Source organism: Leucobacter fengyongliangi, from assembly GCF_052386045.1.
Window position 1 is genome coordinate 2,564,612 of sequence record NZ_CM126356.1, and the last position, 14,383, is coordinate 2,578,994.

The window sequence follows — 14,383 nt, forward strand, 5'->3', positions numbered from 1 at the left end:
GCTAGGGAAACGCGATGACCTCGTCGCCCCAGCCACGGCGCAGTTCCGCGTCGAGGTCGGGCACGACGCGATCCACACTTGAGATCACCAGCGTGCGACGCTCGAACTCGTCGAACCGCGGCTAGATCGGGGCGTCGGGGAGTCCGAGCGCGTCGGGCGACTCGCCCTTCGCGAAGGCTAGCCAGCGTGCACTCATGCGCGCAGAGATCGCGGCCGCCTGCGACCGCCCGCCGAGCTTGAACGAGAAATTCATCGTGGGGTCGTCGAGGTTGCGCCACACGTAGGGAACCTCGCTCGCATGCGTTGCCCCCAGGCCAATAAGGTGCAGCATCGGTGTGGCGTGGTCAAAGCGGTAGAGCCACACCGGGGCGACCGCGCTGTGCCCCTCGGCGATCCACAACGACGGGAGGCGAAACCCAATGTCGCGGGCGATGCCCAGGCCAACGGCTTGCCGCCGCACCCCCTCATACGCCGAACGGATCTGGGCGATCTCGGGCACTTCCACCTCGGGGCGCTCGCGAGCGATGTCGCTGAGCATCTCGCGAATGCGCTCATCGGTGATGGGCATGAGGGGCGACTTCATGAACTTGAAGACAGATGCCTCGTCTTTGTTGGTGCCGATGATGAGGGGGACCGGCAGCCCGCGACCCTCGCGCAGCACTTTGATCGGTGCCTCCGGCAGCAGGTCGCCATCGATGACCGGGGCGAACGCAATCGTGCCCGGTGCCTCCCCGGGCACCTGCGCAAAGACCTCGGCGGTCGCGGGTGCCAGCTTCTCGGCGGGAATCTCGCGCAATCCCTCAGGGTCGGCGATGGGCACCCGGTTCTGCCGAATGAAGCGCCTCGCCACGGCCGCGGCCCGTTCGGGCCCGTACACGCTCGACGCGGGCGAAGACTCCGCGATCGCGCGTTGGAACAGCCCCGCTGCCGAGGGAACCGCAAGGAGCGTCGTCACCAGCCCGCCACCGGCGGACTCGCCGAACACCGTCACCCGGCCCGGGTCGCCCCCGAACGCCACGATGTTCTGCTGCACCCACCTCAGCGCGAGCAGCACATCGCGGAGGGCGAGGTTGCTGTCGAACTCCCCCGGCTCGCCGAAGCTCGTGAGATCGAGAAACCCCAGCGCTCCCACGCGATAGTTCAGGGTGACCACGACAACCCCACCTCCGGCGAGCGCGCTCCCGTCGAACACGGTCTGGCTCCCTGAGCCATAGGTGTAAGCACCGCCGTGCAGCCACACCATGACGGGCAGCGGATCCGTGCCCTCGGGGGCCCACACGTTCAGGGCGAGGCAATCCTCGTCAAACACGGTGTCTGCGGGCAGCGGGACCGCCGGGTTGATCGGCTGCGGGCAGGCCGGGCTGAATTTCAGCGCATCAACCACGCCGAGGACGGGTTGCTGAGCCACGGGTGCTCGCCAACGCGCGTCACCCACGGGTGGCTGGGCGTAGCGGATCCCGCGCCAGATCCGCACGTCGCCCTCCGTGCTTCCACGAAACGTTCCGGCGGGCGAGGTGGCGATCGGGGGCGCTGGGGTCATACCGCCATTATTCAGTCTTCGCGAGGGCGTCCTTCCACGCCACGCGGCCGCCGGTGCGCAGCACCGAGTTGCTGTACATGCGGGAGCCGATCCACAGCACCACCGCGAAGGTGACCAGCAGCACTGCCAGCGCGGCCATTGGCTCCCACCACTCGGCGGTTCCGAGGTAGAGCCGCAGCGGCATCGCAACCGGCGCCGACAGGGGCACGTAGCTCAGGACCGCGATCATTCGCGCATTATCGAAGAGAAAAATAACGAGATAAAACGGGATCATCACGAGCACCATGACCGGACTCGTCACCGATCCGATGTCCTCCTGGCGCGACACGAGCGAAGCGAGGGCGGCATACAGAGTTGCGATCAGTACGAACCCGAAGATGAAGAGCACCCCGAACCACCCGAGTGCAGTGCCGAGCTCGGCGAAGAGGATCTGCTGGCCCGTGGCGAGCAGCCCGATCGAGGCAAGTGCGACAATCGCGATCACCTGCCCCACAGCCAACACCGTCATGCCGAGAATCTTGCCCGCGAGCAGCGCCCGCGCCGAGACCGTGGCGAGGAGGATCTCGACGATGCGGGTCTGCTTCTCCTCCACGACGCTCTGGGCAGTGGTCGTGCCAAACGTCATCACGCTCACGAAGAAGACCATGCCGAACGCGAACGACACGATGTACGCGAGGAAGAAATTCTCGATGATCGGGTCGAGTAGTTCGACCTCGGGTGACGTAGAGAGCACCTGTACGAGATCGCTAGGGGCGCTCTCAAGGGCGATCACGGTTACGGCGGACTCGCCAGTACTCTCGGTGCCTTCGGCGCTGCTCGTCGCGCCAAGCTCACCGGCTCCTCCCGGCACGACCGCGGCGTCGACCTCGCCCGATTCGACGAGTTCTCGGGCAGCCTGACTATCCGCGACCTCGGTCACCTCAAAGCCGGCGGATTCAAGCGCCGCCGCACCCTCGCCCGCTACGGCGACCTTGGTCGGGCCACCGAAGCCACCGATCTTTGACGCGAACCCACCAGCGAGCGCGCCCACGAGCACGATGAGCAGCAGAATCCCCGTTGAGATCAGGAAGGCCTTGCTCCGCAGCCTGGTCGTGATCTCGCGCTCCGCCACGATCCACGCGGCCCTCGTGGCGGTCGGACGGTGCACCGCGCTGCCTGCCTGAGTGCTCATTGCACGACCTCCCGGAAGATCTCGGCGAGCGTTGGGGTGACGCGGGCGAAGCGCTGCACCACGGTGGATCTGCTCTCGCCCTGCACCGCTCGTGCGAGCACGGCCTGTGCCGCGGCCTCGCTCTCGGCGTCGAAGCGCACGCGGCCTCCGTTGAGCTCGGTCACGGTGATGCCCGGCATGTCGCGGGCCCAGCCGGCATCTACGGGGTCGGTCCTGTTCTCGTTCGTGTTCTCGACTGTGGTCGCGAGTTCAAGCTCGTAGCTGAGGCCGGAATGTTCGCGCCTCAGTGATTCGCGGGATCCGGCCGCGAGGATCCGCCCGCCACCAATGACCACGATGTCGTCGCACAACCGCTCGACGATGTCGAGCTGATGCGAAGAGAAGAGCACCGGGAGGCCCTGCGCGGCGTAGTCGCGAAGCACCCCCATCACCACTTCGACGGCGAGTGGATCGAGCCCCGAGAACGGCTCATCAAGCACGAGCGCGATCGGGCGGTGCACGAGCGCGGCGGCGATCTGCGCGCGCTGCTGGTTGCCGAGCGACAGGCTCTCGAGCAGGTCGTTCGCGCGCTCGCCCAGCCCGAGGCGTTCGAGCAGAGTGCCGACCTCCGCCTTCGCGTCAGAGGCACTGAGCCCGTGCAGTCGGCCCAGGTACACCAGCTGTTCCGCGACCTTCATCTTGGGATAGAGGCCGCGTTCTTCCGGCATGTACCCGATTCTCGCCCGGTCCCGCGGGGAGAGCGGGGAACCGTCTCGCGTCACCTCACCACCATCGGCGGCAAGCACCCCCAAGATGATGCGCATGGTGGTGGTCTTGCCCGCGCCGTTGCCGCCGACGAACCCTGTCATGCGTCCGCTCGCAACGGTGAAACTCACATCGTCGAGTACGCGACGCTCGCCGAAGCTGCGCGTGATTCCTCTGAGCTCAAGCACCCGGTTCCCCCCTTACGCTTCGCTCCGCGGCGACCGGAACGACGAAACCCCCGCGAGTGTCGCGGGGGTTTCGGATCGGAGCCGACTGTGGGATTTGAACCCACGACCTGTTCTTTACGAGGGAACTGCTCTACCCCTGAGCTAAGTCGGCATGGTCCGAGCAATCCCGGCACACAATCGACTACTTTACCACGACTCGCGGGGCGTGAAACAGCACGCTACGCGGCGCAATTTGGGTCGCTCGCAGGCACCGCACCAGTCAGGAAGTACTCGTCGACCGCCGCGTTGACGCACGGGTGCTCACCGTAGGCGGTGTGCCCCTCCCCGTGATACGTCACGAGCACGCCGCTCTCGAGCTGATCCGCGAGCGATACCGCCCACCGATACGGGGTCGCCGGATCGCCCGTGGTGCCCACCACCATGATCGGGTCTGAGCCCGCCGCCCGCACCGCGTCGCGGCTCTCGACCCCCGGAAACGGCCATTCCGCACAGAACGTATCGCCGTATCCCTGGAACCGCCCGATCGTCGGCGCGATGGCATCGAGCTCAGCTGCCTGCGCACGCATGCGCTCGATATCGAGCTCTGCGCCTCGCGGATAGTCGAGGCAGTTGATCGAGAGGAAAGCCTCCATGAGGTTGGTCTGGTACACACCATCCACGCGGTCGTAGTAGAAATCCGCGAGGATGAAGGCGGTCTCGGCTTCTTCGTTCGCAACCTCAGCAAAGAGATCGTCGAGGTACGGCCAATTGACCTGCGAATACAGGGGGGTGATGATGGCGGTGAGCATGGTGTCGGTGCCGAGCATGCGGCCATCACTCGCCTCGATCGGCTGCTGATCCACCTGGTCGATGAGCGCGCCGATCTGCGCCATCGATTCGTCGACAGTCTTGCCGGCAAACATGCAGTTCTCTCGAGTCAGGCAATCGGCGACATAGGCGCGCAGCGCCGCCTCGAAGCCGAGGGTCTGCTCGCGCACAACGTCAGCCTCGGAGGCGGTGGGGTCGGTCGCGCCATCAAGCACGAGGCGCCCCACGCGATCAGGGTAGGCATCGGCGTAGCGCGCGCCAATGTAGGTGCCGTAGGAGTAGCCGAGGTAGTTGAGCTTCTCGTCTCCGACGATGGCTCGCAGCATGTCGAGGTCTTTCACGGTCGACATCGTGTCGACGTGCCCGAGCAGCGGCCCGGTGGCCTCAAGGCAGGCCTCGCCGAATGCCGCGCTCTCCTCGGCAGCGAGCGCGATCCACTCAGCGCTCCCGCGTTCGAGATCTTGCCCCTCACCGAGGCTGAAGAGGAACTCATCCATCCCTTGGGCATCGAGGCAGGTCACCGGCGACGAGGCTCCGGTGCCGCGCGGATCCCAGCTGACGATGTCGAAATTCTGCTGCACAGACTCGCCAATTCCGCCGTCGACCGCGTACCGCGCGTAGTCCACGCCCGAGGCCCCCGGGCCCCCGGGGTTCACGAAGAGGCTCCCCTGCGATGATCCACTCAGCGCGGGTTGACGGATCAGCGCCAGGGTGATGCGTTCACCCTCGGGCTCGTTCCAATCGAGCGGGGCGAAGACCTCCGCACATTCCATGCCGTCGCCACAGTCACTCCACCTGGGTGTCTGCGCGTCAAAGCGCTCAAAGTTCGCCGAGGGTGCGCGGTCGGTGGCTCGCGAGGCAAAATCTCGCGCGAGTTCGATCAGCGGGGCGCACCCGCTGAGCGTGAGGGCACCGACTGCGGCGAGCGCCACGGCCGCGAGGCCGATGCGGCGACGAGAAGAACCGGCTGACCGGCCCGTGCCTCGACGCCTGGCCTTGGCCCCGGACTCGACCCCGGAATTTGTGTCTGTTCGAGCTTCGCCCATGGTGCGCTCCCCACTCATTGATGTGTCATCGATTCAGCACCCTGCCGCGCGATACCTGCAAAGAGTGCCTCGAGCACGAGCCCCGGGGTGACCGCGCGCACGAGGCGTTCCCGAGCCTGCTCGACCATCGACACCGCCTCCAACGCCCGCTCTGCGCCCCATTGCGTCGCCAGCTCTTCGATGCGTGCTTGATGCTCGACATTGACCAACTCGAGGCCGGCCCCCAGCGACGTGAGCAACACGTCACGGTACAGCGAGAGGAGGTCGGTCAGGACGCGGTCGATGCCATCGCGAAGGCTGCGTTTCGCCCGCCGCGACTGATCTTCCTCGAGGTTGCGCAGTTGCGCACGCAGTTTGGGCGGGATCGCTGCGCCAGCAGAGATGCCCAGGTTGCGCAGCGCCTCCTCCCGCTCGACCGCATCGAGTTGCTCGGTGAATGCTGACGCGTCGGCCTCCGCGACCTTCACCAGACCGGCTGCGGCGCGCATCGCATCGCCCAGGGTGTCGACCGCCAGTGCGAGGTCAATCGTGCGCTCACGTCTCGCCATCGCTTCGGGGTCACTGGCAAGCCTGCGGGCCATACCGATGTGGCTCTGCGACAGCCGCGCCGCGCGTTCCGCGACCGCGAAATCGACCCCGTCTCGCTCATGCAGCAATGCAGCAATCTCTGCGGGCGACGGAGTGACGAGCTTGACGGATCGGGCACGCGAGCGGATGGTGGGCAGCAGGTCGGCCTCACTGGGCGCACACAACACCCACACCGTGCGCTCGGGAGGTTCTTCGAGCGCCTTGAGTAGCACATTCGAGGTGCGTTCGGGCATCCGATCCGCGTCTTCGATGACGATGACGCGATGGCGACCGGTTGCTGGCGAAAAGTACGCCGTGGTCACGATTTCACGCGCCTCGTCGATGGTGATGAGGAGCTTCTGCGTGGTGAGCACGGCGAGGTCGGGGTGCGTGCGAGAGCGCACCTGCTGCCAGACCGCGTCGAGATCTTCCGCACCGCGCGCGATGAGCGCGGCCGCGAATCGCAGTGCGAGGTTCGAACGACCCGAGCCCGGCGGGCCGGTGATCAGCCAGGCGTGCGAGAGGTCGTCGCTACCTTCAGCTGATGCGGCGTGCTCGAGCGCCCGCACCGCCTCGGGTTGCCCCACAATCTCGTCCCAAAACCCCATGGCATCAGGCTATCGCGAGGCACCGTCACGCGGTTGCCCGCAATCAGCGCAAGACCGGCTCATGCTCGCCACCGCCCGTCCGCTTCTGCTGCATCATCTCGTTGTCAGACCGCTTGACGAACTCGTGCGCCGATTCACCCTCTCGGTATTCGGCAATCCCCGCAGACCAGCCACACGCGGTCGCCTGCCCCCGGAGGCGCTCGACCAACACTCGCGCCTCTTTCGTCGAGGTTCGAGGGAGAAGCAGCACGAATTCGTCGCCCCCAACACGAGCCACACTGTCGCCGCTTCTCACACCCTGAACCAGCGCGCTTGCAACCTGCTGGAGAACGATGTCGCCTTCGTGATGCCCGCGGGAATCATTGATTGACTTAAACCCATCGAGGTCGAGGAAGATCATGGAGAGTGGTTCTCGCGTGCGCGCCACTGTGAGAATTTCCTTCTCCAATAAGACATCAAACCCGCGTCGATTCCACACGCCACACAAATGGTCGGTGAGTGATGACTCCTCGAGGTTCAGCTTGAATCGCCCAAACACCTCGGTCAGGAGTATCGAGAGGCCAACCAGCGCGACGGCAGTGAGATAGGCATCGTTTGACGGGTACCGAACGACGATAATCGTGGCAAAGAGCACCAGGCAGGTATAGCCCACCAGCCGCGCGTATTTGGTCGGAAGAAACCAGGCATACAAGACGATGACCACCACCGTGAGCATCGCAGCCACCGTCGCGCGGCTCAGGCTCGTGCTGTTCGCGATCAGAAACAAGAGAACAGCAAGATAGATTCCACTGGTAATAGCAGCTGTATCCAAGCGAAGACGGCTGCCGCGCGCGAGAACTACCAGAGTGACCAACAAAGCAATTCCAGAGACCGTGATGGGTACCCAGAGCGGGGGACGGTTCTCGGGCGGGAAGATCGTCGCGGCGAGACCGGCAAACACGCCACCCGAGAGAAACATCGCTGCCAAGGCAAGCGAAAGTTCAGATTGTCGTCTGAAGGTCCGAGACCGTCCGCGGTGAGGCACGATGTCAGTGTATTGCCCCGCACCGACATCCTTCTCCGGTCGGTGCAATGTTGGAGGCAGTGTAACTATCAGCTGACTCTTCCTGCCTGATTACACGGAGAGATCCACCAGGATCGCTTCCGCAAATTCGAGTGTCGCGCTTCCAGCGCTGAGTTCTTGCACCAGCGCACCCGCGCCCGGGCACTGATCCACTGACAACAGCAGCCGCACCTCGACCGCTTCACCGTACCCCGCTTCGCCCACCTCGTACCCGCGGCGCCTTGCCTCGGCCTCGACCTGCGGGGCGAGTGCGTAGTCGACAGTGACGAGCGCCGGGATCCGCTCTGCACGTCGCACTCGACCGGCCTGGGCGACCGCCTCGGCAACCGCTGCGCGGTAGGCGCGGGTCAGCCCGCCGGCCCCGAGCAGCACGCCCCCGAAGTAGCGTGTCACCACGGCAATCACGTCGCTGAGCCCGGCCGAGACCAGGGCATCGAGCATGGGTGCGCCCGCGGTGCCGCTCGGCTCGCCGTCGTCGTTCGAGCGTCGGGTGCGCCCGCCCGCACCCAACACGAACGCGCTGCAGTGATGCCGGGCACGTGGGTGTTCGGCTCGCACACGCGCGATGGTGGATCGCGCCTCACCCTCATCAGAGACGCGTTCGAGGCGCGTCAAGAACCGAGAACGCGAGATCTCGAGCTCGGTGTCGACCGGGCCCGCGATGGTGATGTACTCGGCACTCATGCCTCCATTCTGCCGGGTCGCGGCTCCCGTCTGCCGGGTCGCGCCTCCCGTCTGCCGGGTCGCGCCCTCGCTCGTTCGCTCGCCGAGGAGTCGCAATTCCACCACGTGCGGGGGTCTGGTGGTGGAATTGCGACCCCTCGGCGCAGGGCAGGGCAGTCGGGGCAGGGCAGGGTAGTCGAGGCAGGGCAGGGTAGTCGGCGCAGGGCAGGGTAGTCGGGGCAGGGCAGAGAGGGATGGCAGTCGCGGTAGGCTCGGGGCGTGAGCGTGCGGGTGGATAGTTGGGTGTGGGCGGTGCGGCTCGCGAAGACGCGCAGCCAGGCCACTGCGGCCTGCCGCGCCGGGCACGTGCGGGTGAACGGTAACCCCGCGAAGGCGGCGCAGGCCGTGAACATTGGGGACGAGGTGCGGGTGCGCCTGCACGGATTCGACCGCATCTACAAGGTCACCGGGCTCGCGACGAGGCGAGGCAGCGCCGCCGACGCTGCTCAGTATTTTGAGGATCAGACTCCCCCACCCCTGCCCCGCGTCGAGCGCCCCGCCGACATCCTGCGCGACCGCGGGGCCGGACGCCCGACGAAGCGCGAGCGTCGCGACATCGACCGCCTGCGCGGCCGCGACGAGGAGTCGCAACGCGACTTCGAGGGCTAGCGCAAGGCTCCTCGCCCCAGCACACCGTGCCACACACTGCCGCACCGTGCCAGCGCAGGCGCACCCCCTGATCCAGGTCGACATGAAAATCCGCGCTACTTGTGCGGTCTTTCGGGCCAGAATAAACCGCACAACATGAGCGGATTTTTCGTGTCTGACGAGCCCGCGTCGCTCTGCTTTCAGATCGCCCCGCTACCCTTGACAGGTGCCCACGCCCGCCCCGAGTCTGCTTGCTGCCACGCCCGATCACATGCCGCATCTGCAGCACCTCTCTCCCAGCGAGTGGCACCACCTCGAGCGCACACACCAGGCACGGGCCGCTGCCCTCACCGCCGCACACCGCGAGCGGCGCGCCCGCGGAGAGAAGCACCCGATCGAAGATTTTCTATGGACGTATTACTCGGTCAAGCCGGCCGAGCTCGCCCGCTGGCATCCGGGGGCGGGGGTCGTGCTCGCAGACGCGGGGGTGGATCGCGCAGCCTGGCGACACTACACGATCGTGGCAGCTGTGAGCGGCGCGGGACGCACGGATACGGAGTTCCCGAACGCTGCGCGATCCACAAGCGAAGCGTGCGACGTGACGGTCGACCTCGACACCTACTTCGCGAAGCGCGGCGCGACCGTCGACTTCGTCGAGCAGCTGCTCGCGGCGACCATCGAGCACACCCCGCAGTACGGGTGCTTCGGCCTGCACGAGTGGGCGATGGTGTATCGGCTCGCCCCCGATCAGGTGCGCCATGCCGGGCTGCCGCTTCGCATAGGCCACGCGGCCACTGACGCGGTCGTTGAGAGCCACCGCATCGCCTGCACCCACTTTGACGCGTACCGCTTTTTCACGCATGAGGCGGCCCCGATGAACACCCTGCACCCCACCCGCGAAACGCAGGGGCAGCTCGAGCAAGCGGGGTGTCTGCACGCCGGCATGGACGTCTACAAGTGGGCGGCGAAGCTCGGCCCGATCGTGCCCGGTGAGGTGCTGCTCGACGCGTTTGTGTTCGCTCGCGACATCCGCGAGGTCGACATGCGCGCATCCCCCTACGACGTGACCGGGTTTACGGGGGCAGACGGCGTGCCGCTCACGCCGATCGCCATTGAGACCCCCGAGGGCAAGCGCCTATACGCCGAACTGCAGCGGGGTTTCGCGGCCCGCGGCAACGCACTCCGCGAGCGGGTGCTCGCGGCGATCAGCGTGGCGCGACGGGCGTTCGACGCTCAGACCGCGGCCCGATAGCGCGCAACGCCCCGAGGATCGCGACGAGGTCGACGAGCTCCTGCATCCACGCGCCGACGAGTGCGGGCAAGAACCCGAACGCGGCCACGAGCATGAGCCCGACGCTGATGATGATGCCGAGCCAGATGCTCTGCAGCGCGATCCGCACGGTGTCGCGGCCGATCCGCACCGCGCGCGCGAGGCCCGCGATGTTGTCGAAACGGTTCACGAGGTCGGCCGATTCGCTGGCAGCGGTGGATCCGCGCGCCCCCATGGCGAAGCCGACCTCGGCGGCGGCGAGCACCGGGGCATCGTTGAGGCCGTCGCCAGCCATGAGCAGCGGTCGCACCTTGACACCCGCCACGATGCTTACCTTGTCGCTGGGCTTGCACTCGGCGTGCACCTCGTCGATGCCGAGGCGGTCGGCGATCGGGCGAGCGGTAGCCTCAACATCGCCGGTGATCATGAGCATGTGCTCGATGCCCATCTCACGCAACTCGGCGACGGTGTCGGCGGCCTCGTCGCGCAGGCGGTCGCGCATCACGATGGTGCCGGCAAAGCGATCCCCCAGCGAGACGTAGATGCCCAGCTCCCCGGCGGCGAGTTCCGCGCGCCGCAGGTCGGGCGCCGCCTCGTGCACCCAGTCGGGCTTGCCCACGCGCACCTCGCCCGACGCGCCGAACGCGCCCATGGTCAAATGTCCGGCCAGGATGTCAGCAGTCACCACCTCGGCGAGCACGCCCTGCGTGGCGATTTCCTCGGCGCGCTCGACCGGGAGCAGCGCGAGCCCCTGTGCCTTCGCCGCGTCGATGACTCCGTCGGCGAGCACGTGCGACGAATAGACCTCAGCCGACGCGGCGAGCTGCAACACCTGTTCCTCGGTGAACCCCTCACCGGTCAGCACACGCTCGAGGTCGGGGCGGCCGCTGGTGAGCGTGCCGGTCTTGTCGAACGCAACCGCGCGCACGCGGGAAAGCTGCTCGAGGGTGCCGCCACCCTTCACGATCAGGCCGAAGCGAGCCGCCCGGCTCATTCCGCCGAGGAAGGCCACCGGCGCCGCGATGAGCAGCGGGCACGGGGTCGCCACGACCAAGACCTCGGCGAAGCGCACCGGGTCGCCGCTCACGGCCCAGGCGATGGCGGCGATGGCGAGCGAGAGCAGCGTAAACGGCACCGCGTACCGATCCGCGAGCCGCACGACGCCAGCCTTGCTGTTCGCCGCCTGCTCTACGAGCCGCACGATCTGCTGGTACTCGCTGTCTTCCGCGCGCGCGACCGCCCGCATGCGCACCGCCATCGATCCGCTCACCGCGCCGCTCAAGACCTTCTCCCCGAGCGCGCGCTCCACGGGCAGGCTCTCGCCGGTCAGGGATGATTCGTCGAAGGTGGCGGAGCGATCCGCCAGCACCGCGTCAACCGGCACCAGCTCGCCGGGCCGCACCAGCAGCTCGTCGCCGACCTGAATCTCGTGCACGCCCACGGTCTCGGTGTCGCCCGAGGGCAGGATGCGGGTCGCCCGCTCGGGCGCGCGAGCCAGCAGTGCGGTCAGCTCGCGCTTCGAGCGGCCCTCCGCGTAGTCTTCGAGCGCGGATCCACCGGTGAGCATCAGCACCACGACGAGCGCGGCCCACGGCTCACCCACGAGCACCGCCGCGGTGATCGCGGTGACGGCGAGGATGTCGAGGCCCACGTGGCCGCGCAGCAGTTGGCGCACCATACTCACGGCCTCCCACGCGGCAATCGCGAGGGCATACACGCCGACGACCCAGGGCGCCGCATCGCGCGCAGGGGTCGCGAGCATGATCAGCCCGATTACGCCCACAACGAGGGTCGCGGCAACGAGGGGGTAGCGGCCTGCTGCGGTGAACATCTTCGACATGTCACCCATTCTCGCCCGTTCTCAGGCCGAGCGCATCGAAGGGAAGGCTACCCTTCCCGCGCCTCGTCGGCGAGCTGCATGTGGTGGTGGATCACCTCGGCGACCACGAAGTTAAACCACTTTTCTGCAAACTCGGGATCAAGCTGGGCATCGCTCGCGAGCGAGCGGAGACGCGAAATCTGGGTCGCCTCTCGCGAGGGATCGGAGGCGGGCATATCGAACTCAGCTTTCAAGCGACCCACCTCCTGCGTGCAGCGAAAGCGCTCGGCAAGCATGTGGATCAGCGCGGCGTCGATGTTGTCGATGCTCGAGCGCAGGCGCCGCAATCGGGCCTCTGGCGTTTCGGTGCTCATGGTGTGCCTCGATCCGCTCAGTCGAGGAGGTCGTGGCGCACGACGACCTGCTCGCGCTCGGGGCCCACCCCAATGGCCGAGATGCGCGATCCGCTCATCGCCTCGAGCGCCAGGATATAGTCCTGTGCGTTCTTCGGGAGATCCTCGAAGGTGCGGGCACCCGTGATGTCTTCGGTCCAGCCGGGGAAGTCCTGGTAGATCGGCTTCGCGTGGTGGAAATCGGTCTGGTTCACCGGCACTTCGTCGTGACGCACGCCCTTCACGTCGTAGGCGACGCACACCGGGATCGTCTCGAGGCCCGAGAGCACATCGAGTTTCGTCAGCACGAAGTCGGTGACACCGTTGATGCGGGCGGCGTAGCGCGCGATCGGGGCGTCGTACCAGCCGCAGCGGCGCGGGCGCCCGGTGGTGGTGCCGAACTCGAAGCCCTGCGCGCGCAGGTACTCGCCCGACTCGTCGAAGAGCTCTGTGGGGAATGGGCCGGCGCCGACGCGGGTCGTGTAGGCCTTGATGACCGAGATCACGCGGTCGATGGCGTGCGGGGGCAGGCCCGAGCCGGTGCTCGCGCCGCCGGCGGTCGCGTTCGACGAGGTGACAAAGGGGTAGGTGCCGTGGTCGATGTCGAGCATCGTCGCCTGGCCCGCCTCGAACAGGATCGTCTTGTTCTCTTGCATCGCCTCGTGCAGCAACAGGCCGGTGTCGCACACCATCGGCTCGAGCAACTTGCGGTAGCTCAGCAGCTCATCGACGACCTCGTCAACGCCGATCGCGCGACGGTTGTAGATCTTGACGAGCACCTGGTTCTTGAAGTCGAGCGCCGCCTCGACCTTCTGGCGCAGAATCCCCTCGTCGAAGACGTCTTGAATGCGGATCCCGACACGGTTGATCTTGTCGGCGTAGGCCGGGCCGATCCCGCGGCCGGTGGTGCCAATCTGGCGCTTGCCGAGAAAGCGCTCGGTGACCTTGTCGAGCGTGCGGTGGTAGGCGGTGATGACGTGCGCGTTTGCGCTGACTTTTAGCCGCGACACGTCGACCCCGCGGGCGCTGAGCGCGGTGAGTTCGGCCTGCAGCACCTCGAGGTCGACAACGACGCCGTTCGAGATGACCGGGATCACGCCCGGCGTCAGGATGCCCGACGGCAGCAGGTGCAGCGCGTACTTCTCGTCGCCGACCACCACCGTGTGCCCGGCGTTGTTGCCGCCGTTGAACTTCACGACGTAGTCGACGCGGCTGCCGAGCAGGTCGGTCGCGCGTCCCTTGCCCTCATCGCCCCACTGGGCGCCGGTAATCAGTACTGCGGGCATTGCAGCCCCTCCTTCGCGCTATGCGCTCTCTTCGATGCGGGCGATCGCGGTAGCGTCGGCCCCGTTCAGAAACTCGGTCAGGCGGTCGACCTCGGCGGTCTCGCCGATGGCGGCGGCGGCCCGGCGCAGCGCGTACAGCGCGCGCAACACGCCACGGTTGGGCTCGTGCTCCCAGGGGATCGGCCCGGCGCCGCGCCACCCCGACTTGCGCAGGGTGTCGAGGCCGCGGTGGTAACCGACCCGCGCGTACGCGTATGACTCGATATCGCGGCCCGCGGCGTGGGCCTCGTCGGCGAGCAGGGCCCAGGCGAGCGGCGATTCGGGGTGCGTGCGTGCCACCTGCTCGGGGGTCTCGCCCGCGGCGAGCGCACTCGCTACCTGTGGCTCGGGCGCAAGCCTCGTGGGCTCGGGGCCGAGCAGATTCTCGCCAATCACCAGATCAGTCTACCGATGCGGTGGGCGGGTGCCGGTTGGACACACACACGGCCGCGCGCCTGCACCGCGCTTGGACTGTCTGGGCCATGCCGGGTGGACACTCGCGCAGGGTTCCTGCGAGCTCAACCCCGCGCGA

General features: G+C 67.1%; 13 protein-coding genes and 1 tRNA gene. 2 read left to right on the forward strand and 12 right to left on the reverse strand.

The annotated features are described in order from the left end of the window. Positions 1 to 121 precede the first annotated feature (121 nt). The 8 genes from ACTNFK_RS12100 to ACTNFK_RS12135 form a co-directional block, all read right to left on the reverse strand. Positions 122 to 1,540, reverse strand: a complete 1,419-nt coding sequence (locus ACTNFK_RS12100) for a carboxylesterase/lipase family protein (RefSeq protein ID WP_435936628.1) — start codon at positions 1,538 to 1,540, stop codon at positions 122 to 124. Positions 1,541 to 1,547: 7 nt separating this feature from the next. Then, complete coding sequence (locus tag ACTNFK_RS12105) at positions 1,548 to 2,711, reverse strand: ABC transporter permease (protein ID WP_435936629.1); 1,164 nt, start codon at positions 2,709 to 2,711, stop codon at positions 1,548 to 1,550. Beyond that, complete coding sequence (locus ACTNFK_RS12110) at positions 2,708 to 3,643, reverse strand: ABC transporter ATP-binding protein (protein ID WP_435936630.1); 936 nt, start codon at positions 3,641 to 3,643, stop codon at positions 2,708 to 2,710. The genes ACTNFK_RS12105 and ACTNFK_RS12110 overlap by 4 nt, the downstream gene beginning before the upstream one ends. Before the next feature lie 79 nt (positions 3,644 to 3,722). Next, positions 3,723 to 3,794, reverse strand: a tRNA-Thr gene (locus ACTNFK_RS12115). Positions 3,795 to 3,861: 67 nt separating this feature from the next. Then, complete coding sequence (locus ACTNFK_RS12120) at positions 3,862 to 5,496, reverse strand: alpha/beta hydrolase (protein ID WP_435936631.1); 1,635 nt, start codon at positions 5,494 to 5,496, stop codon at positions 3,862 to 3,864. A gap of 14 nt (positions 5,497 to 5,510) precedes the next feature. Next, the gene (locus tag ACTNFK_RS12125; protein ID WP_435936632.1) at positions 5,511 to 6,671 is read right to left on the reverse strand and encodes a DNA polymerase III subunit delta'; all 1,161 of its coding nucleotides are present in this window, start codon (positions 6,669 to 6,671) and stop codon (positions 5,511 to 5,513) included. Positions 6,672 to 6,714: 43 nt separating this feature from the next. Further along, entirely contained in the window at positions 6,715 to 7,695 is a 981-nt protein-coding gene (locus ACTNFK_RS12130; RefSeq protein ID WP_435936633.1) for a diguanylate cyclase domain-containing protein, read from the reverse strand. A gap of 90 nt (positions 7,696 to 7,785) precedes the next feature. Further along, complete coding sequence (locus ACTNFK_RS12135) at positions 7,786 to 8,523, reverse strand: YigZ family protein (protein WP_435936634.1); 738 nt, start codon at positions 8,521 to 8,523, stop codon at positions 7,786 to 7,788. 153 nt (positions 8,524 to 8,676) lie between these two features. On the opposite strand from ACTNFK_RS12135, the gene ACTNFK_RS12140 reads away from it, so the two are divergent. Together ACTNFK_RS12140 and ACTNFK_RS12145 are read left to right on the forward strand one after the other, a co-directional pair. Then, the gene (locus ACTNFK_RS12140; protein ID WP_433647414.1) at positions 8,677 to 9,066 is read left to right on the forward strand and encodes an RNA-binding S4 domain-containing protein; all 390 of its coding nucleotides are present in this window, start codon (positions 8,677 to 8,679) and stop codon (positions 9,064 to 9,066) included. Between the two features lie 205 nt (positions 9,067 to 9,271). Beyond that, positions 9,272 to 10,297 (forward strand): 3-methyladenine DNA glycosylase, encoded by a 1,026-nt coding sequence (locus ACTNFK_RS12145; protein ID WP_435936635.1) that lies wholly within the window; start codon positions 9,272 to 9,274, stop codon positions 10,295 to 10,297. On the opposite strand, the gene ACTNFK_RS12150 is transcribed toward ACTNFK_RS12145, so the two are convergent. From ACTNFK_RS12150 to ACTNFK_RS12165, 4 genes are read right to left on the reverse strand one after another with little or no spacing between them, the layout of a single operon-like run. Further along, positions 10,251 to 12,155 carry a heavy metal translocating P-type ATPase gene (locus ACTNFK_RS12150; RefSeq protein WP_435936636.1) on the reverse strand — a complete coding sequence of 635 codons (1,905 nt, stop codon included), beginning with the start codon at positions 12,153 to 12,155 and terminating at the stop codon, positions 10,251 to 10,253. The genes ACTNFK_RS12145 and ACTNFK_RS12150 overlap by 47 nt on opposite strands. Before the next feature lie 47 nt (positions 12,156 to 12,202). Next, entirely contained in the window at positions 12,203 to 12,508 is a 306-nt protein-coding gene (locus tag ACTNFK_RS12155; RefSeq protein ID WP_433647416.1) for a chorismate mutase, read from the reverse strand. Positions 12,509 to 12,525: 17 nt separating this feature from the next. After that, on the reverse strand, positions 12,526 to 13,812 hold the full coding sequence (locus tag ACTNFK_RS12160; RefSeq protein WP_435936637.1) for an adenylosuccinate synthase: 1,287 nt from the start codon (positions 13,810 to 13,812) through the stop codon (positions 12,526 to 12,528). 18 nt (positions 13,813 to 13,830) lie between these two features. Next, the gene (locus ACTNFK_RS12165; RefSeq protein WP_433647418.1) at positions 13,831 to 14,247 is read right to left on the reverse strand and encodes a DUF3151 domain-containing protein; all 417 of its coding nucleotides are present in this window, start codon (positions 14,245 to 14,247) and stop codon (positions 13,831 to 13,833) included. Between the last annotated feature and the right edge of the window lie 136 nt (positions 14,248 to 14,383).

Excerpts from the sequence above, each read along its gene's own strand:
- ACTNFK_RS12100 (WP_435936628.1), bottom strand. The coding sequence starts at position 1,540 with ATGACCCCAGCGCCCCCGATCGCCACCTCGCCCGCCGGAACGTTTCGT.
- ACTNFK_RS12105 (WP_435936629.1), bottom strand. The coding sequence starts at position 2,711 with ATGAGCACTCAGGCAGGCAGCGCGGTGCACCGTCCGACCGCCACGAGG.
- ACTNFK_RS12120 (WP_435936631.1), bottom strand. The coding sequence starts at position 5,496 with ATGGGCGAAGCTCGAACAGACACAAATTCCGGGGTCGAGTCCGGGGCC.
- ACTNFK_RS12125 (WP_435936632.1), bottom strand. The coding sequence starts at position 6,671 with ATGGGGTTTTGGGACGAGATTGTGGGGCAACCCGAGGCGGTGCGGGCG.
- ACTNFK_RS12150 (WP_435936636.1), bottom strand. The coding sequence starts at position 12,155 with ATGTCGAAGATGTTCACCGCAGCAGGCCGCTACCCCCTCGTTGCCGCG.
- ACTNFK_RS12155 (WP_433647416.1), bottom strand. The coding sequence starts at position 12,508 with ATGAGCACCGAAACGCCAGAGGCCCGATTGCGGCGCCTGCGCTCGAGC.
- ACTNFK_RS12160 (WP_435936637.1), bottom strand. The coding sequence starts at position 13,812 with ATGCCCGCAGTACTGATTACCGGCGCCCAGTGGGGCGATGAGGGCAAG.